Annotated in this window: 17 protein-coding genes and 1 tRNA gene; 10 read left to right on the plus strand and 8 right to left on the minus strand. The window is 63.5% G+C overall.

Annotated features, from left to right (window positions below; all coding sequences use genetic code 11):
• Nucleotides 1-8: 8 nt before the first annotated feature.
• A complete protein-coding gene (locus tag NCR40_RS03455; protein ID WP_250508712.1) occupies nucleotides 9-797 on the plus strand; it encodes an enoyl-CoA hydratase-related protein in 789 nt (262 codons plus the stop codon).
• Nucleotides 798-808: 11 nt separating this feature from the next.
• Here NCR40_RS03455 and NCR40_RS03460 read toward each other — a convergent pair whose 3' ends face one another.
• Nucleotides 809-1,459, minus strand: a complete 651-nt coding sequence (locus tag NCR40_RS03460; protein WP_250508713.1) for a DUF4286 family protein — start codon at nucleotides 1,457-1,459, stop codon at nucleotides 809-811.
• Between the two features lie 165 nt (nucleotides 1,460-1,624).
• Here NCR40_RS03460 and NCR40_RS03465 point away from each other — a divergent pair, with 165 nt between their 5' ends.
• From NCR40_RS03465 to NCR40_RS03495, 7 genes are read left to right on the plus strand one after another with little or no spacing between them, the layout of a single operon-like run.
• Nucleotides 1,625-2,890 (plus strand): Gfo/Idh/MocA family protein, encoded by a 1,266-nt coding sequence (locus NCR40_RS03465; protein WP_250508714.1) that lies wholly within the window; start codon nucleotides 1,625-1,627, stop codon nucleotides 2,888-2,890.
• Nucleotides 2,891-2,913: 23 nt separating this feature from the next.
• A complete protein-coding gene (locus NCR40_RS03470; RefSeq protein ID WP_250508715.1) occupies nucleotides 2,914-4,644 on the plus strand; it encodes an ABC transporter permease in 1,731 nt (576 codons plus the stop codon).
• 38 nt (nucleotides 4,645-4,682) lie between these two features.
• Nucleotides 4,683-5,756, plus strand: a complete 1,074-nt coding sequence (locus NCR40_RS03475; RefSeq protein ID WP_244827372.1) for an ABC transporter ATP-binding protein — start codon at nucleotides 4,683-4,685, stop codon at nucleotides 5,754-5,756.
• Nucleotides 5,753-6,499, plus strand: coding sequence for a hypothetical protein (locus NCR40_RS03480; protein WP_250508716.1), 747 nt, complete (start codon nucleotides 5,753-5,755; stop codon nucleotides 6,497-6,499). Before NCR40_RS03475 ends, NCR40_RS03480 begins: the two co-directional genes overlap by 4 nt.
• A 30-nt stretch (nucleotides 6,500-6,529) precedes the next feature.
• Nucleotides 6,530-7,600 carry an ABC transporter substrate-binding protein gene (locus tag NCR40_RS03485; RefSeq protein WP_250463878.1) on the plus strand — a complete coding sequence of 357 codons (1,071 nt, stop codon included), beginning with the start codon at nucleotides 6,530-6,532 and terminating at the stop codon, nucleotides 7,598-7,600.
• A 9-nt stretch (nucleotides 7,601-7,609) separates the two neighbouring features.
• Nucleotides 7,610-8,464 carry a sugar phosphate isomerase/epimerase family protein gene (locus NCR40_RS03490; protein ID WP_250508717.1) on the plus strand — a complete coding sequence of 285 codons (855 nt, stop codon included), beginning with the start codon at nucleotides 7,610-7,612 and terminating at the stop codon, nucleotides 8,462-8,464.
• Between the two features lie 2 nt (nucleotides 8,465-8,466).
• Nucleotides 8,467-9,216 carry an SDR family NAD(P)-dependent oxidoreductase gene (locus NCR40_RS03495; RefSeq protein ID WP_284507686.1) on the plus strand — a complete coding sequence of 250 codons (750 nt, stop codon included), beginning with the start codon at nucleotides 8,467-8,469 and terminating at the stop codon, nucleotides 9,214-9,216.
• 4 nt (nucleotides 9,217-9,220) lie between these two features.
• Here NCR40_RS03495 and NCR40_RS03500 read toward each other — a convergent pair whose 3' ends face one another.
• From NCR40_RS03500 to NCR40_RS03510, 3 genes are read right to left on the minus strand one after another with little or no spacing between them, the layout of a single operon-like run.
• The gene (locus NCR40_RS03500; protein ID WP_250508718.1) at nucleotides 9,221-11,002 is read right to left on the minus strand and encodes an FAD-dependent oxidoreductase; all 1,782 of its coding nucleotides are present in this window, start codon (nucleotides 11,000-11,002) and stop codon (nucleotides 9,221-9,223) included.
• Between the two features lie 57 nt (nucleotides 11,003-11,059).
• Entirely contained in the window at nucleotides 11,060-12,829 is a 1,770-nt protein-coding gene (locus NCR40_RS03505) for an FAD-dependent oxidoreductase (RefSeq protein ID WP_250508719.1), read from the minus strand.
• A gap of 17 nt (nucleotides 12,830-12,846) precedes the next feature.
• Nucleotides 12,847-13,914 (minus strand): Gfo/Idh/MocA family protein, encoded by a 1,068-nt coding sequence (locus tag NCR40_RS03510; protein ID WP_250463890.1) that lies wholly within the window; start codon nucleotides 13,912-13,914, stop codon nucleotides 12,847-12,849.
• Between the two features lie 485 nt (nucleotides 13,915-14,399).
• Here NCR40_RS03510 and NCR40_RS03515 point away from each other — a divergent pair, with 485 nt between their 5' ends.
• Complete coding sequence (locus NCR40_RS03515) at nucleotides 14,400-15,956, plus strand: methyl-accepting chemotaxis protein (RefSeq protein ID WP_250463893.1); 1,557 nt, start codon at nucleotides 14,400-14,402, stop codon at nucleotides 15,954-15,956.
• Nucleotides 15,957-16,220: 264 nt separating this feature from the next.
• On the opposite strand, the gene NCR40_RS03520 is transcribed toward NCR40_RS03515, so the two are convergent.
• Nucleotides 16,221-16,601 carry an NUDIX hydrolase gene (locus tag NCR40_RS03520; protein ID WP_250463896.1) on the minus strand — a complete coding sequence of 127 codons (381 nt, stop codon included), beginning with the start codon at nucleotides 16,599-16,601 and terminating at the stop codon, nucleotides 16,221-16,223.
• A 328-nt stretch (nucleotides 16,602-16,929) separates the two neighbouring features.
• Complete coding sequence (locus NCR40_RS31435; RefSeq protein ID WP_350029285.1) at nucleotides 16,930-17,118, minus strand: hypothetical protein; 189 nt, start codon at nucleotides 17,116-17,118, stop codon at nucleotides 16,930-16,932.
• Between NCR40_RS31435 and NCR40_RS31440 the strand changes: the two genes are divergently transcribed.
• Nucleotides 17,117-17,572: a hypothetical protein gene (locus tag NCR40_RS31440; protein WP_350029286.1), complete on the plus strand. Its 456-nt coding sequence runs from the start codon at nucleotides 17,117-17,119 to the stop codon at nucleotides 17,570-17,572. The genes NCR40_RS31435 and NCR40_RS31440 overlap by 2 nt on opposite strands.
• Nucleotides 17,573-17,945: 373 nt before the next feature.
• Here the strand turns inward: NCR40_RS31440 and NCR40_RS03530 are convergent.
• A tRNA-Thr gene (locus NCR40_RS03530) sits at nucleotides 17,946-18,021 on the minus strand.
• Between the two features lie 53 nt (nucleotides 18,022-18,074).
• Complete coding sequence (locus NCR40_RS03535) at nucleotides 18,075-19,091, minus strand: class 1 fructose-bisphosphatase (protein WP_244827384.1); 1,017 nt, start codon at nucleotides 19,089-19,091, stop codon at nucleotides 18,075-18,077.
• Between the last annotated feature and the right edge of the window lie 36 nt (nucleotides 19,092-19,127).

The following is a 19,127-nucleotide window of genomic DNA, read 5'->3' on the forward strand; positions in this document are numbered from 1 at the left end:
AGGCATCCATGACACCCGAAACGGTTCGATCCTGCCGCTACGAAGTCGAAGGCCCGCTCCTCATCTTGACGATCGATCGTCCCGAGGTGCTCAACGCGCTGCATCCGCAGGCGCATCGGGAACTGGCCGAAGCGTTCGATCGATACGCCGCCGATGCTTCATTGCGCGTCGCCATCGTGACCGGTGCGGGCGAGCGCGCATTCTGCGTCGGCACCGACCTCAAGGCGCTGGCGGCGAGTGGCGACCATACGAAGCCCGCGACGGGTTTCGCGGGCATCACGCATCGCTTCGATCTTTACAAGCCATTGATCGCGGCGGTGAACGGCCTGTGTCTCGGCGGCGGCATGGAGATTCTCGCGGCATGCGACCTGGGTGTCGCCGCCGATCACGCGCAATTCGGTTTGCCCGAGCCGCGCGTCGGACTGGCCGCGCTGGGCGGCGGTCTCTTGCAGCGCTTGCCAAGGCAGATCGGCATGAAGGACGCAATGGGCCTCGTGTTGACCGGCAATCGCATCTCGGCGGATGAGGCGCGCCGCATCGGTCTGCTCAATGAAGTCGTGCCGGCGGCTGAACTGATGAAGCGCGCGCGCGCCCTGGCAGAAGACATTCTCGCGTGCGCGCCGCTGGCCGTTCAGGCATCCAAGCAAGTGATGCTGCAAAGCCTTGCGCAAGCGAATCTCGCCGCGACCCTGCACGAAGACTATCCGCTCGCGCGGCGCATGCTCGATAGCGACGACGCCCGCGAAGGACCGAAGGCGTTTGCCGAGAAGCGCAAGCCGAACTGGACCGGACAGTGAAGCGCCGCGTTCTAAGCGGTGCTTGCGTAGGAAAACCGGAAGAGCGCGCGGTCGCAATCCGCCGCCGATACTCCGAGCGCGTCTTGCATGGCCGCCGCGCCGCATTCCAGCGCATTGCGCGTCAATGCGCCCGCGAAAAGCAGATGACCGAAGCCGCCCGTATCCTCCGTTCCACGCATGCGCTTTTCCTCGGTCTGCCGGCCGCTGAGCGCGTCGTGGACGCGGCCGAGCCGCACGCGCGTGAGCGCATGTGCGTCGCGAAGCTCGCGAATGGTGTCGCCGATATCGACGTCTTGCTCGAGATCGAAGCGCATGCACCATTGAAAAGGCGCCAGGCCGCCGCCGACATCCACGAGCGTCTCGCACAACGCGCGCTGAACGTTCCGGTAATGCGGCATCAGCTTGCGGGTCCACTCGGTCGGTGCGTCGAGTCTCGCGAGATAGGCCGGCGATTCGAGGTCGCGCGCGGAATCGACGTCGATCACGCACAGATAGCGCGGCCCGTCGCCACTGATACGTTCCCATCGCTCCGCATGCCGGAAGCCGGGCAGGGCGAGCCGTTCTGGCAGATGCTCGAACGAATGCCAGCGCAGATATTCATCGACCGTGTCCGCGTCCACGTCGTGGCGGATAACGACCATGGCCTGCGTGCGCGTCGTCATGAGCGTTCCCCGTGGAAGAAGTCGTCGAAACACGAGCATGCGCGCGTCATTGCCGTAATGCAATTACCGATTGAAATACCTTTCCAAAATCGATACGCTTTCTAAGAACATAGACGGCCGCGATCAGACGGCTGCATCGAGCGAACTGGCATCGGAGAGAGACACATGGCTTTCATCAGATACGCCGCAATCGGCTGCAGCGGCATGGGACGACGACATCTGCACGGTCTCGCGCAACTGAAGCGCAGCGGACTGGCGAACATCGAGCTTGCGGCCGTCTGCGATCTCAACGCCGAGAGCGCGCGCAGCATGGCCGACGAAGCCGCCGCGCTCTTCGGCGCGCGGCCCGCCGTGTACGCGGACATTGGCCAAATGGCGCGCGAGAATCCGGAGATCGTCGCCGCCGATATCGCCACGGACGCCGGCTCGCACATGAGCGTCGCGTTGCAGTGCTTCGCGGCCGGCCTTCACGTGCTGTGCGAAAAGCCGCTCGGCATCACGGTGTCAAAGTGCCGCAGGATCGTGAATGCGGCGAGGGATGCCGGGCGCGTGCTCTCGGTCGCGGAAAATTTCCGGCGCGATCCGATCAACCGGCTCGTGAAGGCGCTGCTCGACGATGGCGCCATCGGCACGCCGCGCCTGATGCTAGAAACGAGTATCGGCGGGCGCGATGTGATGGTGCAGACGCCGTGGCGGCATCAAAAGCCATCGGGCATGGTGGTACTCGATTCGGGCGTGCACAACGCGGACATCATCCGCTTCTACATGGGCGGCGTGGCGAGCGTCTACGGCGAAAGCCGGCTGCACGAGAAGACGCGCCGCGTGGCCGCGCGCGCAGGCGGTTCGGCATCCGAGACGGACAAGTGGTGGCGCGCGCCGGACGGCATGCCAACGGAATTCGAAGCGAGCGGCGACGACGCCACGTATTCGCAACTGCGCTTTACTTCGGGCGCCATCGGCCAGTGGGTGAACGATCGCGCGGGACATGGCGAGCATCGCGAGAGCCGCGTCATTCACGGCTCGAAAGGCTCCATCGTGGCGCCGGGCGACCGCAATGGCCGTCCTGTCACGCTTCATCTCGACGATGGCTCCGTCATCGCCGATGCGCGCATTCTCGAGCACGCGCCGAGCTATCGCCTGGGGCCAGTTGCTGCCGCGCTTTTCGGCGATGCGCGTCCGTGGACCTATTCGTTTGCCTTCGACGAAGTGGACCAGCGCATTCTCGCGCTTCAGCTTCACGAACTCGCCGATTGTGTGATGCACGGCAAAGCGCCCGAAGTGACCGGCGAGGAAGCGCTTGCCGATGTCGCGCTCGCGTATGCGCCGATCGAATCGGGCAGGCTCGGCCGCAGCGTGAGCCTCGCCGAAGTGATCGATGGCGAGGCCGCACCCTATCAGGCGGAAATCGACGAGATGCGCCGCCGGTCCTGACACGTCGACTTCGGGAGCGAAGTTTGAATCCACATCACGTACAGCCGCTTGCCGCCGACCGCGCGCCCGCAACGCGCGCGGGCATCTCCACGCGCCGTCTGAACCAGATCGGCATGTTCGCGCTGCTCATCGCGGCGCTCGCCGTGCTGATCGTCCTGCCGCTCGGCGCGTTGATCCTGCGCGGCTTCGTGCGTATCGACAATGGTCATGCCAGCGCATCGCTTGCCGCTTTCGGCAAGGTATTCGGCGATATGAGCTACTGGATCGCGATGGGCAACACGCTCGTCATCGCGCTCGGTTCCATGCTGCTCGCGACCGCGCTCGGCGTCATGCTCGCGTGGTGTCTCGTGCGCACCAACGTGCCGTGGCGCGGCTTTCTCGAACGCGCCGCCGCCATGCCGATCTTCATTCCGCCGTTCATCGGCGCGTTTGCGTGGATTCTGTTCGGCGCGCCGCGCATCGGCATCTTCAACGTGGCGGCGAAGTGGATGAGCATCGGCCAGCCGTTCAACGTGTACTCGTATCTCGGCATCGTCTGGGTGATGGGCATCTACATCGCGCCTTACGTGATGATGATCGTCGCCGGCGCGCTGCGGAACATGGACCCGAGTCTCGAGGAAGCCGGGCAAGTGGCCGGCCTCAGCCGCTTTCGCACGATGCGCGTCATCACGCTGCCGGTGGTCGGTCCGTCCATTCTGTCGGGCGCGGTGCTCGCGTTCGTCATCAGTCTCGGGCTCTTCGGCACGCCTGTGCTGCTTGGCATGGCGAAGGAGATTTATCTCGTCACCACGCGCATCTACCTCGAATTGCAGCAGTTTCCGCCCGATGCGGGCATCGTTGCCGTGCTGGCGATCTATCTCATGGTGCTTTCGGTCGCGGCCAATCTCGTGCAGCAATGGATGCTGCGCGGCCGTTCCTTCGTCACCGTCACCGGCAAGGGATTCAGGCCGCGCCTGATGAAGCTCGGCGCGAGCCGTCATGCGATCGCCGCCGCTATCTGGTGCTATCTCGCGCTCACGGTCTTCGCGCCGATTGCGATCATCGCGGCGGCGGCGTTTTCGACCTACGCGTGGTCGGGACACTTCACCTGGAACAACCTGCGCTTTCTCTGGACCACGGTGGACGTGCGCACGACCTTCGTCAACAGCCTTCTCATCACGATCATCGCGGCGAGCGCGACGACGGTTCTGGGCGTCGCGGTGTCGTGGTTCACGACGCGCTCGAAGATGCGCGGCCGTCAATGGATCGAAGCCATCGTCCTTTTGCCGATGTCGGTGCCGAGTCTCGCCTTCGCGCTCGGCGTGTTCTTCTTCTGGGTCGCCATGCCGAAGTGGGTCGGCGTGTACGGCACGGTGTGGATCATCATCATCGCGCTGGTGGGGCGCTACATCAGCTACTCGGTGCGCGCCATTTCCAGCAGTCTCGTGCAGATTCATCCCGAACTCGAAGAGAGCGCGCGCATCTCGGGCTACGGCTGGACGCGCGCGCTGTCACGCATCACGTTGCCGCTCATCATGCCGAGCGTGATTTCGAGCTGGGTGATGATCTACAGCATCTTCGTGTCCGAGCTTTCCATCGTGCTGCCGCTTTATACCGCCGAGACGCGCACGCTTTCCATCCTCAGCTTCGATACCTGGTCGATCGGCCAATTCTCGCAAGTGGCCGCGCTTTCGCTGCTGCAACTGATGATGGGCGTGGGTGTCATGGCGGCGGTCGCCGTCATCACGCGCCGCCGCGAGAGTTCGATTGTCTGACGCGCGCCATACGATCACCCGATACGAGAGTCCACGCCATGACCGTTGCCATTCAGTCCCTCACCAAGCGCTTCGGCGGCGTGCACGCCATCGACGATCTCACGGTGCAGTTCCGCCCGAACGCCATCACGGTGCTGCTGGGCGCGAGCGGCTGCGGCAAGACCACGACCTTGCGCTGCATTGCCGGGCTGGAGCAGCCGACGAGCGGCGAGATCGAGATCGACGGGCGCACCGTGTATTCATCGACGCGCAACATCGACCTGCCGCCCGAGAAACGCGAACTCGGCATGGTGTTTCAGTCGTATGCCATCTGGCCGCATTTGAGCGTGATGGAAAACGTCGCGCTGCCGCTGCGGGCGCGCGGCACGGCGCATGCGGCCATCGACACGCGCGTGCGCGACACGCTCGCTTCGGTGGGGCTCGGTCAGCAAGTGGATCGCAGCGCGATGCAACTCTCGGGCGGCCAGCAGCAGCGCGTATCGATCGCGCGCTGTCTCGTGGCCGATCCGCGTCTCATCCTGATGGACGAGCCGCTCAGCAATCTCGACGCGAAACTGCGCGTGGAGATGCGTCACGAGATTCGCAATCTGCAGCGGCGCATCGGCGCGACCATCTTGTTCGTCACGCACGATCAGGAAGAAGCCATGTCGCTCGCCGATGAAATCTTTCTCTTCGATCGCGGACGTATCGTGCAGCGCGGCGCGCCCGAGGAACTGTATTTCCGGCCGGCAGTGCGCTATGTCGCGGAGTTTCTCGGCAAGGCCAATCTCTTTCCGGTTGCGCTGCGTTCGCACGCGGGCGAAACGGAAGTCGTGGCGCAATCCGGGCAGATCGTCGTGAAGGGCGATGTGACGGGCGCCGCCAACGGCAACGAAGCGCTCTGCATGGTGCGGCCCGAAGCGTGGCGCGTGCAGGCGCGCTCGCACGCGGGCGTGCCGGGCCGCGTGCGTGAAAGTTCGTTCGTCGGCGACCGGCGCGAGTTGCGCGTGGAAACGCCGCTCGGCGATCAGACCGTGGTGACGCCCGGCTTCGAACGCTACGCCAACGGCGATGAAATCACCCTGAGCGTCGCGCCCCAGCATTTGCATCTGATGAGAGGAGAGCTTCAATGATCGCTGTCGGCACCGGTCTCTTTACCATGTGGAACGACATCCCGCCCGCCTACGGCCGCGAGTTTGCGCTGATGCACACGCGCGACCACGTGCCCGAGCACATGGCCTATCTCGGCGATGACGGCATCCGCTGGGCGCGGCGCTGTATCGACGGACAAGGCGACATGCCGCGCTTCTTCACGTTTTACGGGCTGACGAGTCTTGACGTGCTCACCGACGAGAAGCACGCGAAGTGCAAGGTGACGGAGACCGCCTGGTTTCTGAAGATGCGCCCGCATTACCGCGACCGCATTGCGTATCACTGCTCAGTGCTGGCAAGCGCGGGCGGCGGCACGGGCGGCACGGTGGCGACGCTCTTGATCGACTTCGCCGACGATGCACGGCAGGATGCGCCGCGTCTCGCGGCGCTCGTGGATGACCTCACGCGTTTGTCGCCCGTGGTCGGCGCGCATCTCGCCGCGCCCGAATGGAACGTGCCGATCCGCGTCGGCGAAGCATTGCCGGCCGGGCGCGAGGGCAACGAAGCGGTGGGCGTGGTGATCCTCGAAGGTTTCGATCGATACGAACTGGCCGCGTGTCTCGAGGACGTGCGCGAGCAACTCGTGGCAAGCGGCGTCGCGGGACGCGTGCGTTCAGCCGGGCATTACGCGCAGGCGTACCGGCTGGACTATGACGAGCTTGCGCATCTCGAACACTTCCGTCGCGACGACGCGCTCATCACCGAACGCTTCGACCTGAAATAGCCGAACGACTACAAATCATCAGGAGACAACATGACCACTTCGATAAAACGGCGCCGCCTCGTCCAGACACTCTCGCTCGGAAGCGCGGCGCTCGCGCTCGGCATCTCGCCGCTGATCGCGCACGCCGAGCCCGACAGCACGCTGATCGCGGATGCGAAGAAGGAAGGCAAGCTCGTGGTGTATGGCGATCTCTTCACGGTGCAGATCATCGTCAAGGGATTCACCGCGAAGTATCCGGGCATCGACGTGACGACCGCGACCGGCGACGCCTGGCAGATCTATAACCGCTTCATCGGCGAACAGCAGGCGGGACGTCCGGTGATGGACGTGTTCTATCAGGCCGAGGACACCATCATCACGGCGGGCGCGTCGGGCACGCTCGCCGATGTGTCGTACGGCGACAAGGGCGTGCTCTTGCCCATCGCCACGCCCGCACAGGGCACGACGTATCTGCGCGGCAACGGCCAGCTGTGCCTCTTCGCCTACAACAAGCAGTCGATCGGTTCTGCGCCCATTCCCGCCGACTGGCAGGACTACGCGAAGCCGAAGGACGAATGGGACGGACTCGTGGCGACGACGAATCCGGCGTCGTCTTCCGCGACCTTCGCGGTGATCGCGAGTCTTTATCAGCATTACGGACCCGAAGCCGGCGGCGCGATCCTCAAGGGCGTGCGCAAGACCAACGCGGAACTGGTGGCCTCCATGGGCGTGATGACGACCAAGCTGCAAACCGGCGAACGTCCGCTCGATTTTTTCACCAACACGACGGCCGCGACGGGTCTCATCACGCAAGGTGTGCCGGTTGAAGTGAGAGTGCCGGCATCGGGCGCGGTGGCGCAGTTCAACGCGGTGGCGATCAGCAAGACGGCGCCGCATCCGAACGCGTCGAAGCTCTTTCTGGATTACGCATTGAGCGCGGAGACGCAGACGCGGCTCGCGGCGGCGGGCGCGTATCCGGTGCGCAAGGACGTTGCCGCGCCGAAGGGCTTGCCCGCGCTTACGAACGTCAAGCTGCTCAAGCTCGATTTGCCGCAGGCGCTGAAGGATCGCGACACGATCCTCAAGTGGTGGTCGGCGAGCACCGGTTTCAATACGCGTTGAGGAGAAACGATGATCGAGGAAGTGAATTTGCATGACGTGTCGGTGGCGAACCTGACCGTGGCGGGCGGCGCGCCCGTTGCACTGATCGAGGCCGCCGCGGCGGCGGGACTCGGCAAGGTCGGCTTGCTTTTGCGCACGGCGACGCCCAAGCCGCTCGCGCACGAAGTCATCGGCCGGCCAGACGTGGTGCGCGAGATCAAGGCGGCGTGCCGTGCGAACGACATCCGCGTGTTCGACGTGGAAGCGTTCATTCTTTCGCCCGCCGCCGATATCGACACTTATCGCGCGGCGCTCGCCACCGGCGCGGAACTGGGCGCGACGCATATCTCGGCGGTCGGCACGGAACTGCTGACCAACGACGCGTTTTTATCGGCGCCGGAACGCATCGAACTGTTCGGCCGCTTGTGCGATGCCGCCGCCGAATATGGCCTGCATGTGGGCGTCGAATTCATGCTGTATCGCGACGTGCGCACGCTTGGTGAAACGCTCGAGTTGCTGAATGCGGCGGGGCGCGCCAACGCGGGCGTGATTCTCGACGTGCTGCATTTTCATCGTAGCGGCGCGCGCCCGGAAGAACTCGACGCGGTGCCGGCCGAACGTATTGCCTACGTGCAGTTGTGCGATGCCATCGAACGAAGTCCGTCGCTCGACGGGCTCGCCAACGAAGCCCGCACCGCGCGCCTGCATCTAGGCGATGGCGTGATTCCGCTCGATGCGATTCTCGACCGCTTGCCCGCCGACGCGCAACTCGTGATCGAGACGCCGGTTGCGGCGGATGCCGATCTATCCGATGCACGCAAGGTAGCCCATTGCACCGATGCCGCACGTCGTTTCTTCGCGCGGCGCGCAAGCCAGCGAGGTTGAACATGACGATCAGCCAGGCATTCGAAGGACGCGTCGCCCTCGTGACGGGCGCTGCATCGGGAATCGGGCTCGCGTGCACGGAGCGCTTGATGTCGGAAGGCGCGACGGTGGTCCTATGGGACATCGACCAGAAGCGGCTCACCGCGTGCCAGGAACGTCTGGGCGAGCGCGCGATTGCGCAGCGCGTCGACGTCACGAACGAGGACGAAGTACGCGCCGCGCTCGAAGCGGCGGTGGCGCAGACGGGCAAGCTCGATATCGTGGTCAATAGCGCGGGGATCGTCGGATCGAGTGCGTCGGTGTGGGAGATGCCGCTCGATGCGTGGAACAAGGTGCTGCTGCTGAACCTGACCGCGACGTTCATCGTCTGCAAGGCGGCCGTGCCGTATCTGCTCAGAAACGGTTATGGACGCGTGGTCAACATGGCGTCGATTGCGGGCAAGGAAGGCAATGCGAACCAGTCGGCGTATTCGGCTTCGAAGGCGGGCGTGATCGGTCTTACGAAGTCGCTCGGCAAGGAACTGGCTCAGCGCAATATCACCGTCAATGCAATTGCGCCGGCATCCGTGCAAAGCGAGTTGCTCGCGCAGATGCCGCCCGAGCAGATGAAGATGCTGCAAGCCAAGATTCCGATGGGACGTCCCGGCACCGTGCAGGAAATCGCCGCCCTGATTCGCTGGTTGAGTAGCGAGGAGAGCTCGTTTTCCACAGGCGCGGTGTTCGATGCATCGGGCGGGCGGGCGACTTACTGACGCTTCAATGCGTCGGCGTCGGCACGCGGTTCAGGTCGAGCGGCAAAACGAGATCCTCCTGCACCGCGTCTTCGTCTTCGTAACGATGGATGCCCGCCGCATGCCGGCCCGCGACATAGCCGAAGGTCATCGCGGGACCGAGATTGATCCCGCCTGACGGGTAGAATCCGCCCATCACGCTTGCCATGTCCGTGCCCACGGCGTAAAGGCCGGCGATCGCCTGGTCGTGCAAATCGAGCACTTGCGCCGAGCCGTTCGTCTTTAATCCCGCGAAGGTGCCGAAGCTGCCCGGGTACACCTTCACCGCGTAGAACGGACCGTGTTCGATAGGCGCCACACACGGGTTCGGCCCCTGATGCAACGGGTCGCCCATCTTGCGGTTATAGGGCGTCGAACCGCGTCCGAATTCCGGGTCCTCGCCGCGCCGCGCGTGGTCATTGAACGCGATGACGGTTTTAACCAGCGCATCGGAATCGATACCGCAGCGGGCGGCCAGCTCTTCCAGCGAATAACCGCGTTGCAGATAGCCGTTGCGGATGAAGCGGCGCATCGGAACCGGGAAGGGCCGCACGTAGCCCAGGCCGTATCGGCGCAAGAATTGGTGATCGCAAATCAGCCATGACGCGACTTCCTGACCGTCGGGCGCGCCCGCGACCATAGCGGCGGTGTAGTCGTAATAGCCATCGGCTTCGTTGACGAAGCGCTTGCCGTTCGACAGCACGCCGATCACACCGGGCTTGCCGCGATCGATGATGTGCGGAAAGTGCCCGATGCTGCCATCCGAATGCGTGACGCGCGACACCGGCGCCCATGCGGCGGGCGAAGCGACATCCGTCACGAGCGAGCCGCCCGCCGATTCACCCAGGCTGATGCCATCGCCCGAGCAGCTTTCAGGCGGCAGCGCCAGATGCTCGCGGCCTGTCGGCGTGCGCGGGAAAAGCGCCTTGCGGCGCGTGAGGTCGTTCGGAAAGCCGCCGGCGGCGAGCACCACGCCCTTCGCCGCGCGAATCGTGACTTCGCCTCTCTTCGTCGATACGACAGCACCATGCACCGCGCCATCCTCGACGATCAGACGCTTGGCGGGCGCGGACTCCATCAAGGTCACGCCGAGATCGTCGGCGGACTTGGCAAGGCGCCCGACGAGCGCCACGCCATTCACGAGATGCATTGCGCGGCCGTGAAAAGCGAGGTCGCGCAAATGACGCGTGAAGCGCTTCGCCACGTGGATGAACGAGCCGAGCGAGCGTGTCATGCTCAGAAAGGCCATGAGGTCGGCGCCCGCCATGATCGGCATGCCCATGAACGAGGTTTCGCGCATGGTCTTGCGCAGGCGCTTGTTGAGCGGACCGATTTCGCGCGCATCGTAGGGCGCGGCGATCACCTGATGCCCTTGCGTCGCGGCGCCTTCGACATGGCCATGCACATCGGGAATCTGATTTCCGTCCACGAACCGGAGCGCGGTGTGCTCGTGAAAGAAGCCGACCATGTGCGGACAATTGTCCAGGAAGGCATCGACGCGTTCGGGATCGTAACGATCTCCCAACTCGTTCCTGAGATACGTGCGCGGCTGTTGCGGATCTTCGATGATGCCCGCGCGTCGTGCGAGCGGATTGCCCGGCACCCACATCCAGCCGCCCGACCACGCCGTGGCGCCGCCGAAGACGTCGTCCTTCTCCACGACGACCACTTTGAGCCCGTGCCACGCCGCGGTAACAGCGGCAGCGAGACCCGAGGCGCCGGAGCCCACGACCAGCAGGTCGCAGTCGATTTGATTCGGAGTATTCATGTGCCAGGCCGGTTCGTGGTGTTCGATTGTGGCTGCTTCAGTTTCGTCGACAGCGCATCAAACCCTGACGCGCACCGGAATGTCCCGCAGCCCGACCACGAATTCAGGATCGGCGACGGGCACGGCGCGCGCCGCGAATTTCGCGACACGCCATCCGAACACGAGTGCGGGTCCGAGCGTCGTTCCCGGCCCCGGATAAGTGCCACGAAAGATCGATGCGAGGTCGTTGCCGCATGCGAAGAGTCCGGGAACGGCGTTGCCGTGGTTATCGAGCACCTGACCGTCGGCGTTGCCGGACAGCCCCGCGCTGCATGCCAGATCGGCGGGCCACACCGTGACGGCGTAATACGGTCCCGCGCCGATGGGCCGCACGCAGGAATTGGGCTTCTGCGATGCATCGCCATTGAAGCGGTTCATCGCGCTTGCGCCGCGCTTGAACTGCGGGTCTTCGCCGCGCGCCGCGTCGCGGTTGTACGCGGCGACCGTGCGCTCCAAGCCGCTGGCATCGACCTTGAGCTTCGTCGCCAGTTCGGCCAACGTGTCGCCCTTGATGAGATATCCCGCCTTCACGAAGCTGGCAATGCGCGCCTGGCTGCGTTTCTTCATCACGAGTCCGAGGCCGTAATCGCGCAGGAACGCGGCATCGACGATCAGATGCGCCGGCACGCTCGTGCCCTGGCCATTGTCGCGCAGCATGCCCATCACGAAGTCGTGATAAGAATCCGATTCGTTGACGAAGCGCTCGCCACGCGCGTTCACGGCGATGAGTCCCGGCTTCGCGCGATCGAGAAGAATGTGCGGCCAGACGCTATCGGGCTTGCCTTCGCGACGCAGGATGGAGCAGGGCATCCACAGGCCGGGGCTTTCGCAGCCATCGTCGAGCCTGGCATCGAGAGTGAGCGCGCGCTCGATGCCATCGCCCGTGTGCGTTTGCGGCGAAAGCGACAACGGTTGTGCGGCAGCGGGGAACAACTGCTTGCGCAACGCCGGGTTGCGCGTGATGCCGCCCGTTGCGAGCACCACGCCCCGGCGCGCGCCGATGCGCTTCTTCGAGCCGCCTTTCTGTCCGACCACGGCGCCCGTCACCATGCCGTGCTCGACGACGAGTTCCAGCAACGGTGTCTCGAAACGCACTTCCACGTTTTGCTTGCGCAGGCTGTAGAAGAGACGCGCGGCGAGCGCGTTGCCCATGACGAGATTCGTGCCTCGCTTGTGGCGCAGACGGTCGGCGACATAACGTCCGACCACCGACAACGTGCGTGTGAAATTTTTCTTCGACGCGAACGGTTCGAGCAGCGCATCGAGGTCCGTGCGCGCGACCATCATCCCGCCTAAGCCCATGAACTCGGGGCGCGGCGGCCTTACGCGGGCGAAGTCATCGCCGAGCAGCCGGCCATCGAAGGCCACGGGCGCGAGCGCGCGTCCGCCGAACGCCGCGCCGGGACCGCTGACGTAATCGGGATGTGCCGCCGCGGCCACGAATTTGACCTCGCTGATGCGCTGAATTTCCTCGATGGCCTGCGGGCCGCTCGCCAGGAACGCCTCGCGTGCATCGTCGCCGCCGCGATCGCCGACCACCGACGCGAGGAAGCGCCGCGCGTCGTCGGTTTTATCGGGAACGCCCGCGCGCACGCTGTCGCTCGTGCCGGGCACCCAGGTCGTGCCGCCGGAGGTCGAGGTAATGCCGCCGACCGCGTCGGTCTTCTCGCAGATGAGCACCTTCAGACCTTCGTGATGCGCGACGAGCGCCGCGGTCATGCCGCCCGCGCCCGCGCCGAACACGAGCAGATCGACTTCTTCGTCCCAGGGTTGAGTCATCGAATTCATGCGCTTTGTCTCCTGTCTCATGCCGTGCGGCCGATGCTCGCTTCGGCCGTTGTTGCGACCGCCACCGGCGCTCTCGATGCGGCCGCGCGATGCACCGCGAAAGTCGTCGCGAGCGTGCGCGTTGCGTCCTCGCCTGAACAGACCGGCGCTTCCTTGCCGTCGATCACCGCCGAGAAATGCCGCAGCTGCTCGTGATACGGATCGCCGCGATGCGGTGTGCTTCGTTCGACGGTCAGCGGGTCATGCCAGCCTTTGCCGCTGCGGTAATCCCAGACATCGAGCAAGGGCAGCGTGAGCGATCCATCGGTGCCCGTCAGAAAATGCGTGTTGACGTTCTGACGCGGGTAGTGCGCCGCTTCGCCCGCCGCGAGATCCCAGTTCCAGGGCGATGCCGCGCAATCCGAGACCGCGAGCGTGCCGAGCGCACCGCTCGCAAACCGCAGCAGCACGGCGGCCGTGTCCTCCACTTCGAAGCCGCGCACCGCGTTGGATGTCTGCGCTTGAACTTCGATCACTTCGCCGAGCAGAAACCGCATGATGTCGATGTCGTGGATCAGGTTGATGAGCACCGGACCGCCGCCTTTTTCGCGGCGCCACGCCATCTCGAAGTAGCTGTCGGGTTTATAGAACGTGGCAAGCGCCATGGCCGCAACCGGCGTGCCGAGGCGGCCGGATTGGACGATCTCGCGCGCGCGCCGCAGGATCGGGTTATGCCGCCGATGATGTCCGACGATGAGCGGCACTTGCGCTTGCGACGCCGCGCGGGTCAGTTGTTCGGCTTGCTCGACGGTATCGGCGATAGGCTTTTCCATCAGCACCGCGACGCCCCGATCGATGCACGCCAGTCCGACTTGCAGGTGCGTCGCGTTCGGCGTCGCGACGATCGCGCCTCGCGGTTTGACCTCGTCGAGCATGGCGGTGTAGTCGGCGAACCAGCGCAGGCCTTCGGCGCGTGCGAACGCTTCGGCCGCCGGCGACGGATCGGCCACGGCCACGATCTCGCAATCGGGATGCAGCCGCGCGCGTTCCACATGCATGCGCCCGATCGCGCCGGCGCCGATGAGGGCAAGGGTCGTCCTGCTCATTCATGTCTCCTTTTGTGGTGTCTCGCGCCGCGCATGTTGCGTGAAGCGTTTGACGGCACGCAATATCCTGCTACCGCGAATACGAAGCTATTTCGGAATAGTATTCCAACTTCAAAGTTTATTCCACACCAAATTGGATCGTGATGCTGGAGGCGATCCATGCTTCGTGCGCAGGCTCGCGAACCGAATCGTCGATAAGCGGAATGTGTCGCGGAGCCTACGTACCCGGCGTCTTTGGAGTTCGAAACGGCGGTGACGCGGCCTTTACGAACATCGGCGGACGGCCAGCGACCGACAGCGTCGCGAAGCTAGTCTGAACGCGTTGAACGCCGCGGCGTGGATAGACGAAGCGCGCTTTATCCGTGCGTAAAGCGACGCCAACGTGATGCGTTCCCTGTTTCATCGCCTTCAGTTTTCCCGCGAGACAGCCGATAAAAAAGCGATCGGCGCACATTGCGCGTAAACCCTCGAATTGAAGACTCTCGATGAAGCTCAGCCTCAAGATCCCGCTCGCTTTTGCCGCCGCGCTCTTTTTCATGTTCGCGGGCGCGTTATACGGTATTTTTGCACTCAATCAATCCATCGACACCTATCGGACAGTGGTCGCGGATAACGTCGCGAGCGAACGCATGGTGTCCGCGACGCTGGTCGCCTTCAAGTTGCAAGTGCAGGAGTGGAAAGACACGCTCTTGCGCGGCAAGGACCCCGAGAAACTGCAGAAGTACTGGTCGGCTTTCCAGACTCGCGAAGCGACCGTGCACAAACTGGCCGATGAACTCAAGCGCACGCTTCCCGCGGGCGAGAGCCGCGATTTGATCGACCGCTTTGCTTCCGCACACGCCGCAATGGGCGATGGCTACCGGCGCGGCTTCGATGCGTTCAAGGCCGCGGGCTTCGAACCGTCCGCTGGCGATAACGCCGTAGCGGGCGTCGACCGCGAACCGGCCGCGCTGCTCGAACAGGCGGCCCAGAAGATTGCCGCCGATAGCGCCGAAGTGTCCGCGCACGCCGATCACGCCGCGCGGCAAGCGTCGTTCATCAGCGTCACGTTGATGCTCTTCGTGCTGGCGCTCTCGTTGATCGGCGGATATCTCTTCAGCCGCACGGTGTCCGGTCCGCTCGTCCGTGCGCTCGGTTGCGCGCGCGCCGTGGCGAAGGGCGATCTCTCGCACGAGTTCGAAACCGACGGCAAGGACGAAATCGCCGAATTGCTGGTGGCGCTCAAGCATATGCAGACGAGTCTCGCGACGGTCGTGAGCAAGGTGCGCCAAAACGCGGAAGGCGTGGCGACCGCGAGCGCGGAAATCGCATCGGGCAATCTGAATCTGTCTTCGCGTACCGAGGAGCAGGCGGCGTCGCTCGAGGAAACGGCGGCAAGCATGGAAGAGATCACCGCGACGGTGCGTCAGAACGCGGATAACGCGGTCGCGGCTTCGTCGCTTGCGGAGAATGCATCGCAGACCGCCACGCGCGGCGGCCAGATGATGGAAAAGGTCGTCGAGACCATGCACGGCATTTCCGAGAGCGCGGGCAAGGTGGGCGAGATCATCGCCGTGATCGACGCCATCGCGTTCCAGACGAACATCCTTGCGCTGAACGCGGCCGTCGAAGCGGCGCGCGCGGGCGAGGAAGGGCGCGGTTTTGCGGTCGTGGCATCGGAAGTCCGCTCGCTCGCTCAACGCAGCGCGACGGCCGCGAAGGAGATCAAGGAGCTGATCGAGCAGTCGGCCGGCCGCGTAGAGACGGGCTCGTCGCTCGTGCGGGACGCGGGTAGCATCATTGCGGATATCGTCGGCTCGGTCGAGCGCGTGACCGATGTGGTCGGCGCGATTTCGTCGGCGTCGAAGGAACAGACCACGGGCATCGAACAGGTCAACATGGCCGTCACGCAGATGGACGAGGTGACGCAGCAAAACGCCGCGCTGGTCGAGCAGGCATCGGCGGCGGCTCAGGCGCTGGCGGAGCAGGCGAGGTCGTTGCGTGACGTGGTGGCGATTTTCAAGCTGCGGGGAGATGGTATGGGGACGATGCGGGCCGCGTAGGTGTCGGTTTCGCAGCTTGGCCGCGCGCGATGTAGGTCGTAGATGAGACCGATGCCCGCGTATGCGCCGCCGCCTTCAGCACGGTGTCGCCCTGTCAGTAGCCGAAGCGATTGTTGAAGGGCTTGCAGTGGTCGAGATCTGCATGGCATGCCAATGAGCCGGTCGATATGCGCGATAAGGCGGGCGAAGTGCCACGGTTGATGTGCGGCCGACGCGCGTGACGTCTTTCGGGATTGACGAGCTCGTCTGCGTCGCGGTTCGGCTTTATTTTCCGCGGCCGTTCTTACGCTTATGACTGACGAGCTTCACGATATCGTTCGTTGGCGTGCTCGTCATGAGCCGTGGAATGTCTTCGAGATTCACCCAGCGGCATCGCGAGATTTCATTGCTCGGACGCGGCTTGGCGCGAGCGGAGATATCGCAATAGAAGACGTGATGATGCTTTTGCTTGCCCCTGAAGTCGAAGAGATACTTGGCCGACTTGCCGGAGAGTTGTGTTTCTTCCTTGAGTTCTCGAAGCGCGGCGTCAGGGAGATGCTCCCCGCGCTTGAGGATTCCGCCTGGCAGGGCCCATTTCGATTGGCGACGTGCCACTAGAAGAATGCGTTTTCCCTTTCGACAGATAACAGTGGCGCGCTTCTTCAATTGAACTCCACTTTGTTCTTTTGGATGTGATGGCTCATGTCTCATCCACCTTTGTCGTCGAATGGCTTCGGCTCTTGGCGTCAGCTGTGAAGAGCCGCTGACGGGGCAGAAACGTGCGCTAATGCTATTACAAGAAAGCGGCCTTTTGTGATCGATTTCATAAAAACACACGAATGAGAAAATCGGTGGCTTGACACAAAAGTTTCATTGAGCAGATGCGCGTCGTAGGTGCCTTGCGCGTCTTCAATGTCGATGACGCTGCCAGCGGCGGTTGCACTGGCAGCGGAGCGTTCCTCGACGTGTTGCGAGGTTCGCGATCGAGCGGCGGTCAGGCGTTTGCAGGACGGCCGGTCTTGACGGTTTCAAGCGCCTTGATCGCGGCGACGATGCGCTTTTCCGGCGCGGCGTCGAGCACGGCGAGTGCGGCGCGCAGCAGTTCGCTCTTCTTTACGCGGATGCCGTTGTCGAGACACTTCTGCTTGAGCGATGCAATCTTCGCGTAGTCCGCTCTTGGCATGGTGAAGCTGTCGCGCACGACTTTATCTTTCTTCGCTCGCTTGGCTTTCGCTGCGGGTTTGGTCGTCGCGGCGGGTTTGGCTGTATCGGCAGGGGCGCGCGCGGTCGGTTTCTTTTCCCTGGCTTCGGTTGCCTTCGTCTTCGTCTTCGTTTTCGACTTCGTCGCGGGAGCCGAGGATGCGCCGGCTATGGGCTTGGCAACCGCTTTCTTCGCGGGCTTTTTCACTCCACCCGATGCGGGCGCCGCAGCCTTCGACCGGGTTTTCGTTGCGGTCTTCTCGTCTTTTGCGACGGCGTTCTTGGGAGCATCGACAGCCTTGGTGGCGGGGGCATCGATTTTGGGTGTGCTCATTTTTTCTCCTCTTGATGTGGAGAAAACAGTATATACGGTTTTATCTCGTGACGAATGTCGTCGTGGGTCGAGGATATGGGCGGATGTCTACCGAGGTAATTGATGTCGATGAGCGGATGAGTCAGCGCGGCATGCGACTCATGTTCTGCGACGAGCGCGGAGGAGGGAGGCTGAACTTGCTTCGCGGCGCGTTCAGCAGTTCGCCATTCTCAGCGGTGCTTCGGAAAACTTAGACGCACTGAGTTTTGTGATTGCTTGATTGCCGCGCTTCGAGACTCGCGACCGGCGTTTGCATGAAGCGCGTTTCGAGGACCGTGGCGGAGGCAACGTATGGCTTGTTTTCATGGCGTTACGTGTGCGCGGTGTTTCGGTGCCATCTGATCGCTGATATGGACTCGGTTGGCCTGCGTTTATTGGGAAGACCCCACAACGCAAAAAGCCCAGTCAACTTGACTGGGCTTTTTGCTTGATACGTTTGGTGCCGGAAAGAGGAATCGAACCCCCGACCTTCGCATTACGAATGCGCTGCTCTACCGTCTGAGCTATTCCGGCATCAGAGAAACGAGATTATAGAGACTCCTTTCCCAATTTGGCAAGACCCTGAATCAAACTTTCTTTTCCGAGTGATAACGCGTCACGCGATCGACCTCGCTCTTCGAGCCGAGAAACACCGGCACGCGCTGGTGCAGGCTCGTTGGAACGATATCCAGAATGCGTTGCTCGCCATCCGTCGCGGCGCCGCCAGCCTGCTCGACGATCAGCGCCATCGGGTTCGCTTCGTACATCAGACGCAGCTTGCCCGGGCGGTCCGGCGTGCGCTTGTCGGCGGGATACATGAAGATGCCGCCGCGATTCAAGATGCGATGCACATCCGCCACCATCGACGCGATCCAGCGCATGTTGAAGTCGTCCTTGCGCGGGCCGTCCTTGCCGTCGTTCAACTCGCCGATATACCGCTGCACCGGCTCATACCAGTGACGGCTGTTGGACGCGTTGATCGCGTACTCGCGCGTTTCGGTCGGAATGCGCATGTCGCTCTGCGTCAGCACCCACGAGCCCAGCTCGCGGTCCAGCGTGAAGCAGTTTACGCCGTTGCCGGTCGTGAGCACGAGCACGGTTTGCGGGCCGTACACCGCATAGCCCGCGGCGACCTGCGCCGAACCCGGCTGCATGAACGCTTCCTCGCTTGGCTCCGCGCCGTCCGGACAGCGCAGCACCGAAAAAATGGTGCCGATCGACACGTTCACGTCGATGTTCGACGATCCATCGAGCGGATCGAAGGTCAGCAGATAGTTGCCTTTGGGATAACGATTCGGGATCGGGAAGATCTTCTCCATCTCTTCCGATGCCATCGCGGCCAGGTTGCCGCCCCATTCGTTGGCTTCGAGCAGAATTTCGTTGGACAGCACGTCGAGCTTCTTCTGCACTTCGCCCTGCACGTTTTCGCTGCCGGCCGTACCGAGCGCGTCGCCGAGTGCGCCCTTGCTCACCTGATAACCGATTTGCTTGCATGCACGCGCGACGACTTCGATCAGAAGACGCAAGTCGGCCGGCAGATTCTGGTGTTCGCGCTGCTGCTCGATCAGATATTTCGTGAGCGTAGTGCGGCTGGAGATGGACATGCTGGGCTCCGTGAGCGTTTGACGAATCCCATGATT

This window comes from Caballeronia sp. GACF4, assembly GCF_023631025.1.
GTDB lineage: Bacteria > Pseudomonadota > Gammaproteobacteria > Burkholderiales > Burkholderiaceae > Caballeronia.